At 60.3% G+C, this 18,931-nt stretch carries 17 protein-coding genes; 7 read left to right on the forward strand and 10 right to left on the reverse strand.

Annotated elements, in window-relative coordinates; all coding sequences use genetic code 11:
- Position 1: 1 nt before the first annotated feature.
- The 7 genes from ureC (at position 2) to aidB (ending at position 5,960) form a co-directional block, all read left to right on the forward strand.
- Complete coding sequence (gene ureC / locus ACQZ45_RS09695) at positions 2-1,711, forward strand: urease subunit alpha (RefSeq protein WP_013636712.1); 1,710 nt, start codon at positions 2-4, stop codon at positions 1,709-1,711.
- 9 nt (positions 1,712-1,720) lie between these two features.
- A complete protein-coding gene (locus ACQZ45_RS09700; RefSeq protein WP_162696504.1) occupies positions 1,721-2,389 on the forward strand; it encodes a TIGR02117 family protein in 669 nt (222 codons plus the stop codon).
- Between the two features lie 168 nt (positions 2,390-2,557).
- Positions 2,558-3,094 carry a peroxiredoxin gene (locus ACQZ45_RS09705; RefSeq protein ID WP_113292434.1) on the forward strand — a complete coding sequence of 179 codons (537 nt, stop codon included), beginning with the start codon at positions 2,558-2,560 and terminating at the stop codon, positions 3,092-3,094.
- A gap of 150 nt (positions 3,095-3,244) precedes the next feature.
- A complete protein-coding gene (ureE, locus tag ACQZ45_RS09710; protein ID WP_038492924.1) occupies positions 3,245-3,739 on the forward strand; it encodes an urease accessory protein UreE in 495 nt (164 codons plus the stop codon).
- 3 nt (positions 3,740-3,742) lie between these two features.
- On the forward strand, positions 3,743-4,414 hold the full coding sequence (locus tag ACQZ45_RS09715) for an urease accessory protein UreF (protein WP_162736271.1): 672 nt from the start codon (positions 3,743-3,745) through the stop codon (positions 4,412-4,414).
- A gap of 106 nt (positions 4,415-4,520) precedes the next feature.
- The gene (gene ureG / locus ACQZ45_RS09720) at positions 4,521-5,132 is read left to right on the forward strand and encodes an urease accessory protein UreG (protein ID WP_013636707.1); all 612 of its coding nucleotides are present in this window, start codon (positions 4,521-4,523) and stop codon (positions 5,130-5,132) included.
- 3 nt (positions 5,133-5,135) lie between these two features.
- The gene (aidB, locus tag ACQZ45_RS09725; RefSeq protein ID WP_112497131.1) at positions 5,136-5,960 is read left to right on the forward strand and encodes an AidB family quorum-quenching N-acyl homoserine lactonase; all 825 of its coding nucleotides are present in this window, start codon (positions 5,136-5,138) and stop codon (positions 5,958-5,960) included.
- Between the two features lie 74 nt (positions 5,961-6,034).
- On the opposite strand, the gene ACQZ45_RS09730 is transcribed toward aidB, so the two are convergent.
- From ACQZ45_RS09730 to ACQZ45_RS09775, 10 genes are all read right to left on the reverse strand, one after another.
- Complete coding sequence (locus tag ACQZ45_RS09730) at positions 6,035-6,724, reverse strand: Crp/Fnr family transcriptional regulator (protein ID WP_019565122.1); 690 nt, start codon at positions 6,722-6,724, stop codon at positions 6,035-6,037.
- A gap of 334 nt (positions 6,725-7,058) precedes the next feature.
- The gene (locus tag ACQZ45_RS09735; protein WP_038491998.1) at positions 7,059-10,379 is read right to left on the reverse strand and encodes an efflux RND transporter permease subunit; all 3,321 of its coding nucleotides are present in this window, start codon (positions 10,377-10,379) and stop codon (positions 7,059-7,061) included.
- A gap of 13 nt (positions 10,380-10,392) precedes the next feature.
- Positions 10,393-11,586, reverse strand: coding sequence for an efflux RND transporter periplasmic adaptor subunit (locus ACQZ45_RS09740; protein WP_113292433.1), 1,194 nt, complete (start codon positions 11,584-11,586; stop codon positions 10,393-10,395).
- A gap of 365 nt (positions 11,587-11,951) precedes the next feature.
- Complete coding sequence (locus ACQZ45_RS09745) at positions 11,952-12,944, reverse strand: ABC transporter substrate-binding protein (RefSeq protein WP_113292432.1); 993 nt, start codon at positions 12,942-12,944, stop codon at positions 11,952-11,954.
- A 21-nt stretch (positions 12,945-12,965) separates the two neighbouring features.
- On the reverse strand, positions 12,966-13,838 hold the full coding sequence (locus ACQZ45_RS09750; protein WP_013636703.1) for an ABC transporter permease: 873 nt from the start codon (positions 13,836-13,838) through the stop codon (positions 12,966-12,968).
- On the reverse strand, positions 13,835-14,710 hold the full coding sequence (locus tag ACQZ45_RS09755) for an ABC transporter permease (RefSeq protein WP_113292431.1): 876 nt from the start codon (positions 14,708-14,710) through the stop codon (positions 13,835-13,837). The genes ACQZ45_RS09750 and ACQZ45_RS09755 overlap by 4 nt, the downstream gene beginning before the upstream one ends.
- A 198-nt stretch (positions 14,711-14,908) precedes the next feature.
- Positions 14,909-15,703 carry an ABC transporter ATP-binding protein gene (locus ACQZ45_RS09760; protein ID WP_003513873.1) on the reverse strand — a complete coding sequence of 265 codons (795 nt, stop codon included), beginning with the start codon at positions 15,701-15,703 and terminating at the stop codon, positions 14,909-14,911.
- The gene (locus ACQZ45_RS09765) at positions 15,700-16,143 is read right to left on the reverse strand and encodes an NUDIX hydrolase (RefSeq protein ID WP_019565127.1); all 444 of its coding nucleotides are present in this window, start codon (positions 16,141-16,143) and stop codon (positions 15,700-15,702) included. Before ACQZ45_RS09765 ends, ACQZ45_RS09760 begins: the two co-directional genes overlap by 4 nt.
- Positions 16,140-17,597, reverse strand: coding sequence for a dihydropyrimidinase (hydA, locus tag ACQZ45_RS09770; RefSeq protein WP_003513871.1), 1,458 nt, complete (start codon positions 17,595-17,597; stop codon positions 16,140-16,142). Before hydA ends, ACQZ45_RS09765 begins: the two co-directional genes overlap by 4 nt.
- Entirely contained in the window at positions 17,594-18,841 is a 1,248-nt protein-coding gene (locus ACQZ45_RS09775) for a Zn-dependent hydrolase (RefSeq protein WP_113292191.1), read from the reverse strand. Before ACQZ45_RS09775 ends, hydA begins: the two co-directional genes overlap by 4 nt.
- Between the last annotated feature and the right edge of the window lie 90 nt (positions 18,842-18,931).

The following is an 18,931-nucleotide window of genomic DNA, read 5'->3' on the forward strand; positions in this document are numbered from 1 at the left end:
CATGCCTTACAAGATTTCCCGCGCCGCCTATGCCGGCATGTTCGGCCCGACCGTCGGCGACAAGGTGCGTCTTGCCGATACCGAACTCTTCATCGAGATCGAGAAGGACTACACGACCTATGGCGAGGAAGTGAAATTCGGCGGTGGCAAGGTCATTCGCGACGGCATGGGCCAGAGCCAGGCGACGCGGGCCGAGGGCGCTGTCGATACCGTCATCACCAACGTCGTCATCGTCGACCATAGCGGCATCTACAAAGCGGATGTGGGCCTGAAGAACGGGCGCATCCACGCCATCGGCAAGGCGGGCAATCCCGATACGCAGCCGGGCGTGACGATCATTGTCGGCCCTTCGACAGAGGCGATTGCCGGCGAAGGCAAGATTCTGACTGCCGGTGGCATGGATGCACATATCCACTTCATCTGCCCGCAGCAGATCGAAGAAGCGCTGATGAGCGGCGTTACCTGCATGCTGGGCGGCGGTTCCGGCCCCGCGCATGGCACGCTTGCCACCACCTGCACCGGCGCGTGGCACATCGAGCGGATGATCGAGAGCTTCGACGCTTTCCCGATGAACCTCGCATTGGCGGGCAAGGGCAATGCTTCGTTGCCCGCGCCGCTGGAAGAGATGATCCTTGCCGGGGCCTCATCGCTGAAGTTGCACGAGGACTGGGGCACGACGCCCGCCGCCATCGACAATTGCCTGACGGTGGCTGACGAATATGACGTGCAGGTGATGATCCACACCGATACGCTGAACGAGAGCGGTTTCGTGGAAGACACGGTTGCCGCCATCAAGGGCCGTACCATCCATGCCTTCCACACCGAAGGGGCAGGCGGCGGCCATGCGCCTGATATCATCAAGGTCTGCGGTAATCCGAACGTCATCCCGTCTTCCACCAACCCGACGCGGCCCTACACCATCAATACGCTGGCCGAACATCTGGATATGCTGATGGTGTGCCACCACCTGTCGTCGTCCATCCCTGAGGATATCGCGTTCGCCGAAAGCCGCATCCGCAAGGAAACCATCGCGGCGGAGGATATTCTCCACGATATCGGCGCGTTCTCGATCATTTCCTCCGACAGCCAGGCCATGGGCCGTGTCGGTGAAGTGGCGATCCGCACCTGGCAGACGGCTGACAAGATGAAGCGCCAGCGCGGCCGCCTGAAGGAAGAGACCGGCGAAAACGACAATTTCCGCGTCCGCCGTTACATCGCCAAATATACCATCAACCCGGCCATCGCGCAGGGCGTCAGCCATGAGATCGGCTCCATCGAAGTCGGCAAGCGTGCCGATCTGGTGTTGTGGAACCCGGCATTCTTCGGCGTGAAGCCGGAAATGGTGTTGCTCGGCGGTTCCATCGCCGCGGCACCGATGGGCGATCCGAATGCCTCCATTCCCACGCCGCAGCCGATGCATTACCGCCCGATGTTTGCCGCCTATGGCAAGCTGCGCACCAATTCCTCGGTTACATTTGTCAGTCAGGCGTCGCTGGATGCCGGCCTTGCAGGGCGTCTTGGTGTTGCCAAGAAGCTGATGGCGGTGAAGAACGTGCGCGGCGGCATTTCCAAGGCCTCGATGATCCACAATTCGCTGACCCCGCATATCGAGGTTGACCCGGAAACGTATGAGGTGCGCGCCGATGGCGAGCTTCTGACCTGTGAACCGGCGACGGTGCTGCCGATGGCGCAGCGTTATTTCCTGTTTTAACGGCGTTTCGTGGTGAGATTTATCACAAGGTGGATCGGCGGTGGCCTGCTGCTGATCATCCTGCTTCTTGTGCTCGGCACCGTCGTGCCGCGACCCTTTTTTGCCGATGAAACAAGCGGCGTGAGGGATCGCGAGATATTGCTGTTATCCAATCCGATCCATACCGATATCGCCCTGCCTGTCGATGACGATCTGCGGCGGGTCTTTTCCGAATTGCAGGAGGGCGGTATCGCGGTCAACCATCCGGCTGCTGCCTATCTGGTGTTCGGCTGGGGTGGCCGGTCGTTTTACATACAGACGCCGACTTGGGCCGACCTGAAGCCGATGCCGGTCGTGCGCTCTCTGACACTCGACCAGTCGGTGATGCATGTGGATGTGACGGGGGATTTTCCCGCCGACCTTGCCGGGGTGAAGCGCCTTCGCATTTCCGAAGCGGGATATCAGCGACTCGTGGCGGGCATTCGTGCGAGCTTCCTGCGGGACAATGGCAAAGTTCAGCTTATACCCGGTGCTTCCTACAGCCTGACGGATGGATTTTTCGAGGCGAATGGCTGGTTCAATGCGCTGGCCGGCTGCAACACGTGGTCTGCCGCCATGCTGCGGCAAGCCGGCATTCGCACCGGCTGGTGGACACCGTTGCCGCCACTGTTGCGCTGGTCGGTAGCGCTGCACAATTGATCTTCCCGCGGTGCGACGTTTCGTTGATTTGACGTCTGGTAATCCGATTTTTATGCTGCACCGCAGCGCATCTTGCGCTAAAGAAACGGCAAAAGAATTCCGTGCGGATCGGTCCCAAGCGATCCGTGCAAAACGCCAGAAAATTGAAGAAAGATCAGGAGACAAGACATGCTCGGCAAAAAAGTGCCCGCCGTTACCTTCCGCACGCGTGTTCGCGACGAGGCCGTTGGTGGCCCCAACCCTTTCCGTTGGCAGGACATGACCTCCGACGACTACTTCAAGGGCAAAAAGGTCGTTCTTTTCTCGCTGCCCGGCGCTTTCACGCCGACTTGCTCGACCTACCAGCTTCCCGATTTCGAAAAGCTCGCGGGCGAATTCCGCGCGCTCGGCGTCGATGAAATCTATTGCCTGTCGGTCAACGATGCCTTCGTGATGAATGCCTGGGCAAAGGGCCAGAACCTCGAAAACGTCAAGGTCATTCCTGACGGTTCGGGCGAGTTCACCCGCAAGATGGGCATGCTGGTCGCCAAGGACAATCTCGGTTTCGGCATGCGCTCCTGGCGTTACGCCGCCGTCATCAATGACGGTATGGTGGAGCAGTGGTTTGAGGAAGAGGGCTATTGCGATAATAGCGATACCGACCCTTACGGCGTTTCCTCGCCGCAGAACATTCTGGAAAACCTGAAAAGCCGCGTTGCGGCCTGATTGCGGTTTGCTTTTTTTGACAAGGCCCGGCAGCGATGCCGGGCTTTTTCGTTTTCCGAGACGCGTTCGACCTGAAAACACGCCTTGAAATCGGCCGGGCTATCCGTCAACAATCGGAACCCCAAGACTGTTTCTGAAATGGATCATCCCATGCTGCGCGTCACGTCCTATCACCCCGCCGGAACTCCAGCCGACGAACCTTCCGGTTATGTCACTCTCGCGCATGACCAGCGACATCTGCGCCGCAAACTTCTGCATTTGCAGAATGACGAGATGGTGATGTTGGATTTGAAGGAAGCCGTGCTGTTTGCCCATGGCGACCTGCTGGTGGTGGAGAACGGTGATCTGGTGGAGGTTCGCGCTGCGGACGAAAAGCTGTTCGAAATCAAGGCGAAGGACCGTCTTCACCTGATCGAGCTTGCCTGGCATCTGGGCAACCGGCACCTTTCGGCGCAGATCGAGGAGGAGCGTATTCTCATCCTGCGTGACCACGTGATCCGCGCGATGCTGGAAGGCCTTGGCGCAACAGTGCGTGATGTGGAAGAACCTTTCCAGCCGGCGCGCGGTGCTTACCACGCCCATGGCGGCCATTCCCACGGTCATGGGCACGGGCATGACCATGGTCACCATCACGACCATGGCTGAGGCATGAGCGAAGATCGCGGCGTTGCCGCGCTGCTGCGGCTCATGGCCTGGATGTCGCCGGCCTTTCCTGTCGGCGGCTTTTCCTACTCTGGCGGCCTTGAAAAGGCGGTGGAGGACCGGCGCGTCAGTGATGCCGCCGGCCTTTACGGCTGGGTGGAGGTGCTTCTGCGTTCCGGCAGTCTGTGGAACGATGCGGTATTTCTGGCTGATGCCTGGCGTAATGGAACGGACGCCGTCGCCCTGAGTGAAGCGGCGGATCTGGCTCGCGCGCTCGCCAGTTCTGCGGAGCGCTACCGCGAGACGGTGCTCCTCGGCGATGCCTTCGTTTCCGCCGCCGGCGCCTGGCCGCACGCGGTTCTTGAGCTGTTGCCGAAAGAGGTTCCTTATCCTGTTGCCATAGGTGCGGTGGCGGCAGGGCATGGCGTGCCGCTTCGGGAAACGGTTGCCGCATTCCTGCATGCCGGTGTTTCGCAGATCGTCTCCGCCGGTATCCGCCTCGGCGTCGCGGGGCAGAAGGATGGCGTTGCCATTCTCGCCGCAAGCGAGGCGTCGATCGGCGAAATGGCGGCACGGGCCGTGCAATCCACGCTCGACGATCTCGGCAGCGCCACTGTTATCGCCGACACCGCGACCATGCGGCACGAGATGCAGGGAACGCGGCTTTTCCGCTCCTGAATATCTCGCCGCAATGCAGCATTGCCGCCCTTGAAGCGGTCGTGCGAAGCGTTATGGTGGGACAACATCAAAGCATATTGAAGGGAACATGGTTGTGACATCGGGCATGAAATCGGGCAACGGTCCGCTGCGCGTCGGCATTGGCGGGCCGGTCGGTTCCGGCAAGACCGCGCTGACGGAAAAGCTTTGCAAGGCTATGAGCGCCGATTACTCCGTCGCCGTCGTTACCAACGATATCTACACCAAGGAAGATGCGGAAGCGCTGGTGCGCATGCAGGCGCTGCCGTCCGAGCGTATCGTTGGAGTGGAGACGGGCGGATGTCCGCATACTGCCATCCGTGAGGATGCGACGATCAATCTGCAGGCGATTGCCGGTCTCAATGCGCGCTTTCCCGATCTCGATGTTGTCTTCATCGAATCCGGTGGCGACAATCTTGCGGCGACTTTCTCGCCCGATCTTGCCGATATCACCATCTATGTGATCTCCGTCTGTCAGGGCGAGGAAATTCCGCGCAAGGGCGGGCCGGGCATCACCCGCTCGGACCTGCTGGTCATCAACAAGAAAGACCTTGCCCCTTACGTCGGCGCTGATCTGACGGTGATGGACAGCGATGCCACCCGCATGCGCAATGCGATGCCTTTCGTCTTTACCGACATGAAGCGCGGCGAGGGTGTCGATCGCATCGTCGGTTTCCTGAAAGAGCAGGGCGGTCTCTGAGATATGACCACGCCCCTCCGTTTTGGTCCCTATGACGTTTCCCGTTTTGTCGATGGTGTCTACAAGGCGCCTGTCGGCCACCTGATCCACCGGCAGGGCGCGGATGCGTTGGCGGCGGCGCTTGCCCGGCATGAGGGCGAAACGGTGGACATGGACGTCAACTGTTTTGTGCTGTCAGGGCCTGATGGTATTTCGCTGATAGACACCGGTTGCGGCACGGCTTGGGGGCCGACCTACGGCCATGCCCGTGCGGGGATGATTGCCGCTGGGATCCAGCCTGATGATGTCAGCCGTGTTATCCTCACCCATATTCACGGCGACCATGCGCTGGGACTTATCGATGGCGACCGGCCTTATTTTCCCAATGCGGACATATGGGTGCCCGAGGCCGATCTTGCCTTTTTCACCAGCGAGGATGCGCGCAAGACATTGCCGCCTGCGCGGCAGGGCGCCTTCGATATTGCCGCCCGGCTGCTCGACATTTGTGGGGCCATGCTGCGGCCAATCCCCACGGGCAGGATTGCCGAGGGTATGGAGGCCATCGCCATGCCCGGCCATACGCCTGGCCATACCGGCTATCTCATCGGTAACGGCGATGACCGGCTGTTATTGTGGGGCGATGTGCTGCATGTGAGCGCGTTGCAGGCGGACGATCCGGGTATCGGTTTCGTCTATGATATCGATTCCGAAACTGCCTATTCGACACGTCTCGATGCGCTGACCCAGGTTGCCGATCACGGCTGGCTGGTTTCCGGCGGCCATCTTGGTGGGTTTTTCCGCGTCGAGCGAGAGGGCGATCGCTTCCGCTTCGTGCCGCAGCCGGTCTGATATCCTGCTCGACAAAAAATTAGAGGACGGGATACCCGTAGGCGTCCCGTCCTCTTCCTCTCCCCGGTACTTCTTCAAATCTGCTTCAGCGCCGCGACATCATTGACCTGCACGATGCGGCCTCGAACGGTGACGCCCGCCTTTTTCAGTGCGGAGAAAGCGCGCGATAGCGCTTCCGGCGCAAGGCCGAGCTTGCCGGCGAGCAGGCTTTTCTGGAACGGCAGACGCAGCGAAAAGGACGTAGCGTCGCGCGGCCCCTGATTGATCAGGTAATGGGCAACGCGTTGAGGCGCGGTTTGCAGCCGGTCGTTGGCAATGCAATCCATGGTGCCGAGCAGGCTGTTAGAGAGGCAGCGCATCACGGCCTTGGCGATTGCCGGTTCCTGATCTACAAGGCTGCGGATTCTTGCCAGTTCGAAACGCGCCACGGTGCAGCTTTCCGCCGCCTGCGCGCTGTAACGATAGCTGTCGCTGCCGAAGATCAGGCATTCGTTGAAGGTATCGCCCGGACCGCTGACACGCACATCCGCCTCGCGCCCGTGCCTGTCCAGCCGGTAAAGGCGGACATAGCCCGACAGCACACAGTAGAAATATTGCGCTGCCTCGCCTTCCTTGAAGAGTACATGGCGGGCATTGAGATTGGTGACGGTTGCCGCCTCCATCAATTTCAACGCCGCCGCTTCATCCGCAATCCCTATCAGGGGCACGCGCAGCAGAATGTTCCTGTCCCTGTTGCTCAGCTTTACGGTCTTGTTCACGTCCATCCGGCTCCCGCTCAAACCTTTTGCCGGGTTGTCCGAAGCGATACGAAACCGGGGATGTTCCTTTTCCCTCACGCCTATCTGAAAAGAGCTCATCGCATTATCCTTCGACCGGCAATTCCCGATGCGAGGGAGATTAGCAGTTCACCTGAAAAGCGAATTGATTTCGATCAAATGGGTTTGGCGTTGTTGTGCGGGGAGCAGGGAAATGTGGAGCGAGTGGGTGCGGCCTATCTCTTCTCCCCGGCGTGGAGAAGAAGCCAGCCGCAACACAGTCGCGACCAAGCAAACTCACCACAAAAGGAAACGCCGGGTACTGGACCCGGCGTTTCAACTTTCACTCGGCAGCGAGCGGCGGCAACCGCAATATATTGCTGCCCTTGTCACCGGATTTTTCACCGGAGCCTTTTTCCATGCCGGCGACGCGCGCTTCCAGCGAGGAGAGCGCCAGGCTGTTTTCGCGGGCGATCTCCGAGAGTTTTTCGTTGGAGAGCGACTCTTCCTCCTCTTCCTTCTTGCCGACGAAGCGGCCGAAGAGGTGGGCGAGCAGGCGCGACAGGTCATCCATGATCAGGAAGAAGGCGGGGACCACGATCAGGGACAGCACCGTGGAGACGATGATGCCACCGATCACTGCAATCGCCATCGGCGCGCGGAAGGAGCCGCCTTCGCCGACGCCAAGTGCCGAGGGCAACATGCCCGCCGACATGGCGATGGAGGTCATGATGATCGGGCGGGCGCGCTTGCGGCCGGCCTCGACCATGGCATGCACGCGTTCCATGCCGTGCCGGCGCATTTCAATGGCGAAGTCCACCAGAAGGATGGCGTTTTTCGTCACGATACCCATCAGCATCAGAATGCCGATGAGAACGGGCATGGAAAGCGCGTTCTGCGTGATGATGAGCGCCACGGCCACGCCGCCAATGGCGAGCGGCAGTGAGAACAGGATGGTGAAGGGCTGGATGATATCCTTGAACAGAAGGATAAGCACCACCAGCACCAGAAGCAGGCCGAGCAGCATGGCGTTGACGAAGCCCTGTTGCATTTCGCCCTGCACCTTGGCATCGCCGCTTTCGGCAAGGCGAACGCTTGCCGGCAGTTCGGTTTCCGAAACGATCCGCTTGAACTCCGCCGTCGATGTATCGAGCGCTGTGCCGAACGGTACATCGGAGCCGATGGAGACGACGCGGTTGCGGTCGTTGCGCTTGATCGAGCTTGGACCTTCCGAATAGTCGATATCGGCAACACTGTAGAGCGGCACCAGCGAACCGGATGCGGTCTTGACCTTCAGCGCGCGGATGGTGGCGAGGTCACGGCGGGTATCGATGGATGCCTGCACGCGGATCGGGATCTGCCGGTCGTCCAGCGAGATTTTCGTCAACTGTGCGTCGATGTCACCGATGGTGGCGACACGCACCGTCTGCGAAATCTGCTGCGGCGTGATTCCGAGGCGGGCGATCTCGTCCTTGCGCGGGCGGATCTGCAGTTCAGGACGGGGAAGCGCTCCCTCCGAGCTGACATTGGCAAGGATGGGCGAGGCGCGCAGGCGGCTTTCGAGAATGCCGACGGCGTCGTTCAGATCCTTCTCGTTGGACGAGAGGAAGTTGAAGCTCAGTTCGCGTTCCGCGCGGTCGTTCAGCTTGATGATGCGCACATCCGGAATGCTGTGGACCTTGGCGAAGATATCCCGCTCCACATCCCACTGCGGACGGACACGGCCCTTTTCCTCGATCTTTGGAAGATATTGGCCGACAAGCGGAAGCGAGCCGAGACCCTTGTTGACAAGGGTTTTCAGCAGCGAATGGTCGATATGCTGGAGAATGACGTTGACGGTGGCGCGGCGAAGCTCCAGATCGCCCTTGGGCGAGGCGCCGCCGAGGATGAAGACGCTTTCCACACCGTTGATATCGCGGATGGCGTGGAAGATTTCGGTCGTCGTCCGGTCTGTCTCGTCCAGCGTCGCATTGGGCGGCAGTTCCACCGAAAGCGTTACGCGCGAGGCGTCGTCCGGCGGCAGGAAGCTGCCCGGCACCTGGCTTAGAAGCATGACGGAAGCAATGAGGAAGCCGATGGCGCCGACCAGCGTCAGGTAACGCGCCCACCATTTGGAGGTGGTGGCGGAAACCATGCGCGTATAGGCTTTCATCAGCCAGCCGTCATTGTCGGCATGGTCGTCCATCGCGTCTTCGGCGCGCATCAGGTAGGCGGCCATCAAGGGCGTGATGAGACGGGCGACCGCCAGCGAGAAGAACACCGAGAAGGCGACCGTCAAACCGAACTGGATGAAGTACTGGCCGGGAATGCCGGGCATGAACGACACGGGCACGAAGACGGCGATGATGGTGAAGCTGGTGGCGATGACGGCAAGGCCGATTTCGTCTGCGGCTTCCAGCGAGGCGCGATACGGCGTCTTGCCCATCTTGATGTGGCGGGCGATGTTCTCGATTTCCACGATGGCGTCGTCCACGAGAATACCCGTGGCGAGCGTCAATGCGAGGAAGCTGACGAGGTTGAGCGAGAAGCCCATGATGTCCATGATCCAGAATGTCGGGATCGCGGAGAGCGGCAGGGCCACGGCGGCAATCAGGGTAGCGCGCCAGTTCCTGAGGAACAGCAGAACCACGATGACGGCGAGGACCGCGCCTTCGATCAGCGTATCGAGCGCTGCCGTATAGTTGCCATAGGTGAAGTAGACGGCGTCATCGACCATCTGGATCGCGACGTCGGGATGGTCCTTGCGGACCTGATCGAGGCTTTCGGCCACGGTTTTGGCGACCGAAACCTCGCTGGCGCCCTTGGAGCGGAACACCGCAAAGGTAACGGCGGGGTTGCCGTTGAAGCGCGAGAAGGACTTCTGCTCCTCATAGGTGTCCGTGACGGTGCCAAGTTCGGCGAGCTTTACGAAACGGCCATTGGAGAGCGCGATGGTGGTGTTGGCAAGCTGGGTGACATCGCGGGTGTCGCCCAGCGTGCGGATCGTCTGTTCGTTGCCGCCAACCTGGCCGCGGCCGGAGCCAAGGTCGATATTGGTGCCGCGCAGCTGGCCGTTCACTTCGCTTGCGGTGATGCCGTAGGCGTCGAGCTTTTCGGGGCTGAGCGAAACGCGCACTTCGCGGTCGGCGCCGCCATAACGGTCGACCTTGCCGATGCCGGACTTGCCCTGTAGCGAACGCTTGATGGTGTCATCCACGAACCAGGACAGTTCTTCCAGCGTCATGTTCGGCGAGGAGACGGCAAAGGTCTGGATTGCCTGGCCTTCCACGTCGATCTTGCTGACAACAGGCACTTCGATGTCGGATGGCAGATCGCTGCGGATCTTGTCGATAGCGTCCTTGACGTCCTGAACCGCCTCTTCCGTCGGCTTTTCGATGCGGAAGACGACGGTTGTCAGGGATTGTCCGTCGGTGACGGTCGACTGGATTTCGTCGACGCCGCTAATGGCGGCGACAGCGTCTTCGATCTCCTTCGTCACCTGCATTTCCAGCTCGGACGGCGAAGCGCCGCTCTGGGTCACGGTGACGGCAACGACGGGAACGTCGATATTCGGAAAACGGGTGATCGGCAGGGCGTTGAAGGCCTGGATGCCGAGGAACATCAAAAGCGCGAAGCCGAGAAGCGGCGCAATCGGGTTACGGATTGACCATGCGGAGAAGTTCATTTCATTCCCTCAGTCAGTTGGACGCAGCCGTCTGGGCTTCCACCGGTCTTATCCGGTCACCATCACGCACGAATGCTCCAGCTTTCTCGACAACCTTGTCACCAGCGGCAAGTCCGCTGACAATCTCGATGAAACCGCTGTCTTCAATGCCGGTCTCGATCTTCACCTGCTTGACGATGTCGCCTTCCACCTTGCGGGTGGTCGAGCCTTCACGCCCGGAGGTGACGGCCGAAAGCGGCAGGGCAAGCGCGTTCGTCTCTTTTACGATGATCTCCGCGCTGGCATACATGCCCGACCGTGCCGGGCTGTCCGTCGGCAGCACAACATGCACGGAACCAAGGCGCGTGGCCGGATCGACGGTCGGCGAAACGAGACGCACCTTGCCCTCAATTTTTTTGGCTCCGCCGGCAACCGTCAAGAAAGCTTTCTGGCCGGCCTTCACCCGCTGGATGTCAGTCTCGGAAAGATCGGCGACAAGCTCGATCGCGCCGTCCTTGATGATCGTGAAAAGCGGGTTTCCGGCGCCGCTGGCGATGGCGCCGACCTTGGCATTCTTGGCGGAAACGATGCCGGTGACGGGGGTTTTCACACCCGTGCGCGTCAGTTTCAGATTGATGTCGTCAATCTGCGCGTCCACGACCTTGATGTCTGCCTCTCCGGCGGAAACGGTCTGCTTGGCGGCATCAAGGCGTGCCTGCGCAACCTGGGCAGCGGCCTCGGTTTTTTCCGTCTCGGAGACGGAACCGGAACCGCTCTGGCCGAGCTTGGCGGCGCGGTCGCGCTGGCGAAGGGCATCGGTCTTGTTGGCCTCAGCCTCCAGAACCTGCGCCTTGGATTGCGCAACGGCGGCCTGCGCCTTGGCCCTGTTGGCCTCAAGCTGGCTTTTTTGCAGGAGAAGACTGTCCGAGGAAAGCACGGCCAGAACCGCATTCGCCTCGACCCTGTCGCCGATATCGACGTTCAGTTCGTCGATCGACAGGCCGTCGACCAGCGGCTGTACATAAATTTCGTCCACGGGCCTGATGGTGCCGGTGGCGATGATGCGGTCCACGAGATCGCGTGTTGCGGCGTGCGCGACGATGATGGAAGGCAGGTTCTGCTGTTTGACCGGTTCCGGCACTTCTCCCTCGGCCACGGCCGAAAATGGCAGGGCCGTTGCGGAAAGAAAAAGGAAAACAAAGCGGTTAAACGTGACTTTATGCTGCATGTGTCTTGGCTCGCGCAATATTCGATCGCATGTCCTTCAGCCTGAAGGCGTGTTTTAAAAGGTCATGCGGCAACGAATGTGAAACAAGGGATCACAATACTTCCTTCTCGATCCTCCCGATTCAAACGCCCCTCAACGCGAATCTTAAGCACCTTTGCCTAGTGCTTTTTTACAAGATCAAATTCGGCAGTCTTGTTGGCGGGGACTCTAATTGTTGTTGCTATACAAATCAATCCGCATAGCCTCGAGGGTTGATATACATTTTTGTATATGGCCGAGTGTTGTAATTCATCAAACGGGTCACCAACGCGCAAAAAAACGCGCGGCGATGGCCGCGCGTTTCCATGTTTTCGGCTTCGACGTGACTATTTCAGCGCCGCATCGGTGATTTCAGTGGTGTAGGCGCCTGTCGGCTCCTTGGTGATGACGGGATCGGAACCGCCGCCGAGCAGCGTCTTGACGGTGCGCTCGTAATCCGCCTTGTCCAGCGCACCCTTCGAGCCTGCCGTCAGCTTGGCGACTTCGCCCATCATGCGCTTCTGGTGCTTTTCGGTCTGGGCGCCGGAGGCGTCATTTTCAAGAACGATACCTGCTGCGTCGTCAGGGTGTTCTTCCGCCCACTTCCAGCCCTTCATGGAAGCGCGGACGAATTTGACCATGTCTTGCTTGAACTTGGCGTCCTTCAGCTTGTCTTCGAGAACGTAGAGCCCGTCCTCCAGCGTTGCCACGCCTTCGTCCTCATATTTGAAGGTGACGAGTTCCTCCGGCTTGATACCGGCGTCAATGACCTGCCAGTATTCATTATAGGTCATGGTGGAAATGCAGGCGGCCTGCTTTTGCAGCAGCGGATCGACGTTGAAACCCTGCTTGAGGACGGTGACGCCATCCGCGCCGCCGGTGGTCGGGATTTTCAGGTGCGACATCCACGACAGGAACGGATATTCATTGCCGAAGAACCAGACGCCGAGCGTCTTGCCCTTGAAATCTTCCGGCTTGGTAATGCCGGTTTCCTTGAGGCAGGTCAGCATCATGCCTGACGTTTTGAACGGCTGGGCGATGTTGACGAGCGGCACGCCCTTTTCGCGGGTGGCGAGTGCCGATGGCATCCAGTCGACGATCACATCCGCGCCACCGCCGGCCAGAACCTGCGCAGGCGCAATATCCGGACCGCCCGGCTTGATATCGACATCGAGGCCTTCGGCTTCATAAAAGCCCTTGTCCTTGGCGACGTAATAACCGGCGAACTGTGCCTGGGTGACCCATTTCAGCTGCAGGGTGATCTTGTCGGCCGCCTGAGCCTCAAATGCGCTCAGAAGTGACGCGCCGGCAAGAAGCATGGAGGCAAGTTTCATTTTCATCGCTGTTCCCTTTTTCGTTATTTACGTTCGTCCCCCACGGACGGACGGATGCCAGAAGGTGACGGCGCGCTCGATGAGCGCCACCAGACCATAAAATCCTGAGCCTGCGAGCGCCGCCACGGCAATTTCTGCCCAGACCATATCGACATTGCTGCGGCCCATTTCCGCCGAGATGCGAAAACCCATGCCGACGATGGGCGTGCCGAAGAATTCCGCGACGATGGCGCCGATCAGCGCCAGTGTGGAATTGATCTTCAGGGCGTTGAAGATGAAGGGCCAGGCGGCGGGCAGGCGCAGTTTCAGCAATGTCTGCCCCCAGCCTGCGGCATAGGTGCGCATCAGGTCGCGTTCCATGTGGCTGGAGGCAGCAAGCCCTTGAACCGTGTTCACCAGCATCGGGAAAAACGTCATGATGACGACGACAGCCACTTTCGACTGCCAGTCGAAACCGAACCACATGACCATGATGGGAGCGATGCCGACGACCGGCAGGGCGGAGACGAAATTGCCGATGGGCAGAAGCCCGCGTTGCAGGAAAGGCGAGCGGTCGATGAGGATGGCGACGAGGAAACCTAGGCCGCAGCCGAGCACATAACCCGTCAGCACCGATTTGAGGAAGGTCTGGCGGAAATCCGCCCAGAGGATCGGTAGCGAGCCGAGAAGGCGGGCGAGGATGGCGCTCGGAGCAGGCAACAGGATGGGTGGGACGGAGAAGCCGCGCACCACACCTTCCCAAAGCGCGAGAATGGCCAGCCCGAAGAGAAGCGGTACGGCCATGCGGCTCATTCGCTTTGCCGACTGTGATGCGAAGGTGTGGCGCACCAGCCATTCGTTGGAGGCCCAGGCGGCAAGCCAGAACAGGATTGCGCCAATAAACCAGACGGGATTTGTCATGGCCGCGCTCCCATTCTCTTGAGGACGGCAGCGTGGGCGATGCCGATGATCGAGACCAGAATGGCGGCCACACCGGCGGCCATGAACAGCGCTGCCCATATCTGCACGGTCTGGCCGTAATAGGAGCCGGAGAGCAGACGCGCGCCGAGACCGGCGACGGCGCCCGTCGGCAATTCGCCGACGATGGCCCCGACCAGCGCAATCGCGATGGCGATCTTCAGCGAGGTGAAGAGATAGGGCAGGGCAGACGGCCAGCGCAGCTTCCAGAAGATTTGTGCGGGCGAGGCATTATAGGTGTGCATCAGGTCCAGCTGGATGGTTTCGGGGCTTCTGAGGCCCTTCACCATGCCGACGACAATCGGGAAGAACGAGAGATAGGTGGAAATCAGCGCCTTGGGCAACAGCCCGGAAATGCCGATGGAATTCAGGACGACGATGATCATCGGCGCGACGGCAAGGATTGGAATGGTCTGGCTGGCGATGATCCACGGCATGACCGAGCGGTCCATGGCACGATTGTGGATGATGGAGACGGCAAGCAGGATGCCGAGCACCGCGCCGATGGCGAAACCGAGGAGCGTGGCCGAAAGCGTGACGCCCGCGTGATAAACGAGGCTGCGCTTGGAGGTGATCGCCTTGTTGACGGTGGTGTCCCACAGTTCCGCGATGATCTGGTGCGGGGCGGGGAGAACCGGGCGCTCCTGTGCGAAGGTTTGCGGCAGAAGCTCCATGAAGCTCGGCGTCTGGCCGGCGCGGTTTGCCTGATCGCGGACGAAGGGCATGTTGAGGTAGATGACGGAAAGGTGCCAGACGATGAGGATGGCGAGGAGGACGGTGAGGATGGGGAGGGCGCGGTGGCGGAGGAGGGTCATCGGGTTGCCCTCGGTTGATGGGAGTTACCCCCCTCTGTCCTGCCGGACATCTCCCCCACCAGGGGGGAGATCCAATCGTGGATAGGTCTCGGCAATCTCCAGGCTCGAAAATTGAGAGGAGAGTGCGCCCCTTGCCGATCTCCCCCCTTGTGGGGGAGATGCCCGGCAGGGCAGAGGGGGGTAGTGCTGGCGCTGACCTCACCCCTCATAGCTATGCCCCGCCTTCAATCCCTCACGCACGCGATGCGCAATTGCCAGAAATTCCGGCGTCTCCCTGATCTCAAGCGGCCTTTCCCTTGGCAGCGTGGATTCGATGATATCCGTCACGCGGCCGGGCCGTGGTGACATCACGACGATCTTGGTCGAGAGATAAACGGCTTCCGGGATGGAATGGGTGACGAAGCAGATGGTCTTGCCGGTCGTATCCCATAGTTTTAGTAGCTGTTCGTTCAGATGGTCGCGGACGATCTCGTCCAGCGCGCCGAAGGGTTCGTCCATCAGCAGCAGGTCGGCATCGAAGGCCAGCGCTCGGGCGATGGAGGCGCGCTGCTGCATGCCGCCGGAAAGCTGCCATGGGTATTTCTTGCTGAAACCGCTGAGATTGACGAGATCGAGCGTGCGGTCGATGCGCTCCCTCTGTTCGGCCTTCGTATAGCCCATGATTTCGAGCGGCAGCGCAATGTTCTTTTCGATGGTCCGCCACGGATAGAGTGCGGCGGCCTGAAAGACATAGCCGTACGACCGGTCCTTGCGGGCGTTTTCCGGCGTGGTGCCATTGACGGTGATATCGCCGGATGTGTGCTTTTCTAGATCGGCAATCACCCGCAGGAACGTGGTCTTACCGCAGCCGGAAGGGCCGATGAAGGAGACGAACTCGCCCTTGCCCACTTCCAGATCGACATTGGAAAGCGCGTGCACCGGGCCATCGCCGGTTTCGAAGGTGAGGCCGAGATTTCTGGCGGAAACGACGGAATAGGACGAGGCTTGGTTCATCGTGGCTTGTTTCCACTTTCCGTCAGGGCTGCGCGTGCCAGCGGCAGCATACGTGTTTCCGTGAGTTTGGCGATCGGCAGATTGGAGGCCGCATCCAGATCGAGCCAGCGCACCTCCTCTATCTCGGCCTGCGGGGTAACGTCGATATTCAGTTGGGCGACGAAGGCATGGGCCACGACCTCCGCCCCTGTCTCATTGGCGGCCTCCTCCCGAAAGATGCCCTCGTATCGCGCGGCATTTTCAGGAAGCGTGAGGCCGATTTCCTCGGCAAGTTCACGGTGAAGCGCCTGCTCAGGCGTTTCACCCGGATCGATCTTGCCGCCCGGCTGCATGAATTGCGTGGTGCCGCGCTTGCGCACGACAAGCATTTGCCGCCGCGCATTCAGGAGAACGGCGGCAGCGATGACGATTTCGCGTTTCGGATCGGTGCTCAAGGTCATACACCCGATGCCGGAATGCCGCTGCGTTCTACCTTGCGTGGCGCGACGAGCTCTTTCCATGTGGACAGCGCCTTGCTGACGGCGGGATAGGGATCACGGGCGACGAACGTGCCGTGACCTTCCTGCGTCTTGACTGTGCTTTCCTCGATGCTGACGATGCCGCGCGACAGGGTGAAGCGCGGCAGGCCCTTGACCTTCTGTCCTTCGAACACGTTGTAGTCGATGGCCGATTGCTGGTTTTCCGCGCGGATGGTCTTTTCCCGCACTGGGTCCCAGACGACGAGATCGGCATCGCTGCCGACGAGGACCGCGCCCTTTTTCGGATAGATGTTGAGAATCTTCGCAATGTTGGTGGAGGTGACGGCGACGAATTCGTTCATCGTCAGCCGGCCGGTCGCCACGCCATGGGTCCAGAGCAGCGGCATGCGATCTTCCAGCCCGCCGGTGCCATTGGGGATCTTGCGGAAGTCACCGAGGCCGAAGCGCTTCTGGTCGGTGGTGAAGGCGCAATGGTCGGTCGCCACGCATTGCAGCGAGCCGGAGGCGAGACCCGCCCAGAGGCTATCCTGATGCTGGCGGTTGCGGAAGGGTGGCGACATGACCCGGCGGGCAGCATGGTCCCAGTCGGCATTGGCGTATTCGCTTTCATCGAGGATCAGGTGCTGGATCAGCGGTTCGCCATAAACGCGCATGCCGTTCTGACGCGCACGGCGGATGGCTTCATGTGCCTGCTCGCAGGATGTATGAACGACATAAAGCGGCGCACCGGCCATATCGGCGATGATGATGGCGCGGTTGGTGGCCTCACCTTCGACGGAGGGCGGCCGGGAATAGGCATGCGCTTCCGGGCCGACATTGCCTTCCGCCATCAGCTTTTCCTGCATCTGCGCAACGATATCGCCGTTTTCCGCATGCACGAAGGGAATGGCGCCAAGCTCGGCGCAGCGCGAGAAGGAGGCGAACATCTCGTCGTCATTCACCATCAACGCGCCCTTGTAGGCCATGAAGTGCTTGAACGAATTGATGCCCTTTTCCTGAACCACAGTCTTCATCTCGTTGAAGACCTGCTCGCCCCACCAGGTAACGGCCATGTGGAAGGAATAATCGCAGTTGGCTCGCGTTGCCTTGTTGTCCCATCTTTGCAGGGCATCGAGCAGCGACTGGCCGGGATCGGGCAGACAAAAATCCACCACCATGGTCGTGCCGCCGGCAAGGGCGGCACGCGTGCCACTCTCGAAATCATCGGCGGAATATGTGCCCATGAAGGGCATTTCCAGATGCACATGCGGATCGATGCCGCCGGGCATGACGTAACATCCCGTGGCATCGAGCACTGTGCCGCCGGTCAGATCGGGTCCGATCTCTGTGATCTTGCCGCCTTCGATTTTAACATCGGCCTTGTAGGTCAGGTCGGCGGTGACGATGGTGCCGTTCTTGATAATGGTGGCGGTCATTGCACGATCTCCGCAGTTTCCAGCACCGCATGCAGCAGCACGTCGCAGCCCGCGGCGGCCCATTCGGAGGAGATGTCTTCGGCTTCGTTGTGGGAAAGACCGTCCACGCAGGGGCAGAAGATCATGGTGGAGGGTGCAACCCTTGCCGTCCAGCAAGCATCATGGCCCGCGCCGGAAATGATGTCCATATGGCTGTAGCCCAGCTTTTCGGCAGCAGCGCGCACGCGGCCCACCAGCACCGGATCGAAGGTGACGGGATCGAAATGGCCGATGGCCTCGATTGAGCAGGCGACGCCGAGTTCTTCGGCAATAACTGGCACCTCGCGTTCGAAGATGGCGCGCATGTTGTCGAGTTTCGCCTGCGAGGGGGTTCTGAGGTCGATGGTGAAAACCACCTTGCCGGGCAGCACATTGCGGGAATTGGGCGTGAAGATCATCTGGCCGACGCCGGCGACAGCGCCCGGCTGGTGGGCCATCGCCACTTCCTGCACCTTTTCGAGGATGCGGGCGGCGGCGAGGCCGGCATTGACGCGCATGGCCATCGGCGTCGAGCCGGTATGCGCTTCCTTGCCTGTCAGCGTCACTTCCAGCCACCACAGGCCCTGACCATGGGTAACGACGCCGATCTGCTTGCCTTCCGCCTCGAGGATAGGCCCCTGTTCGATATGATATTCGAAATAGGCGTGCATCTTGCGGGCGCCCACCTCTTCCTCACCCAGCCAGCCGATGCGCTTCAGCTCGTCGCCATAGGTCTTGCCGTCGGTATCGGTACGGCTATAGGCGTAATCGAGATCATGAATGCCGGCGAAAACGCCGGAAGCCAGCATGGCCGGGGCAAAGCGCGCCCCTTCCTCGTTGGACCAGTTGGTGACGACAACAGGGTGTTTCGTCTTTATGTTGAGATCGTTCAGGCTTCGCACGACTTCCAGTCCAGCCAGCACGCCGAGAACGCCATCGAACTTGCCGCCGGTTGGCTGGGTGTCGAGATGGCTGCCGATATAGACCGGCAGTGCATCCGGGTCCTCGCCGGTGCGGGTGGCGAACATCGTGCCCATCTTGTCGACGCCCATCGTGAGGCCGGCCGCTTCGCACCAGCGCTTGAACAGGCTGCGGCCTTCAGCATCTTCATCCGTCAGCGTGCGGCGATTATTGCCGCCGGCAATGCCGGGGCCGATTTTCGCCATGTCCATCAGACTGTCCCACAGACGGTCGCCATTGACCGTCAAGTTCTTACCCGCTGCCATGAAGTGTCGTCCTCACCTGTTTTGTTTTTATCGAAGCAAAGCTTGTGCCGTTCCCGTTTTTGCCGGTTAAGATAACAGCCATTGCCTTGT

This window comes from Agrobacterium sp. 16-2014-1-2a (genome assembly GCF_053522705.1).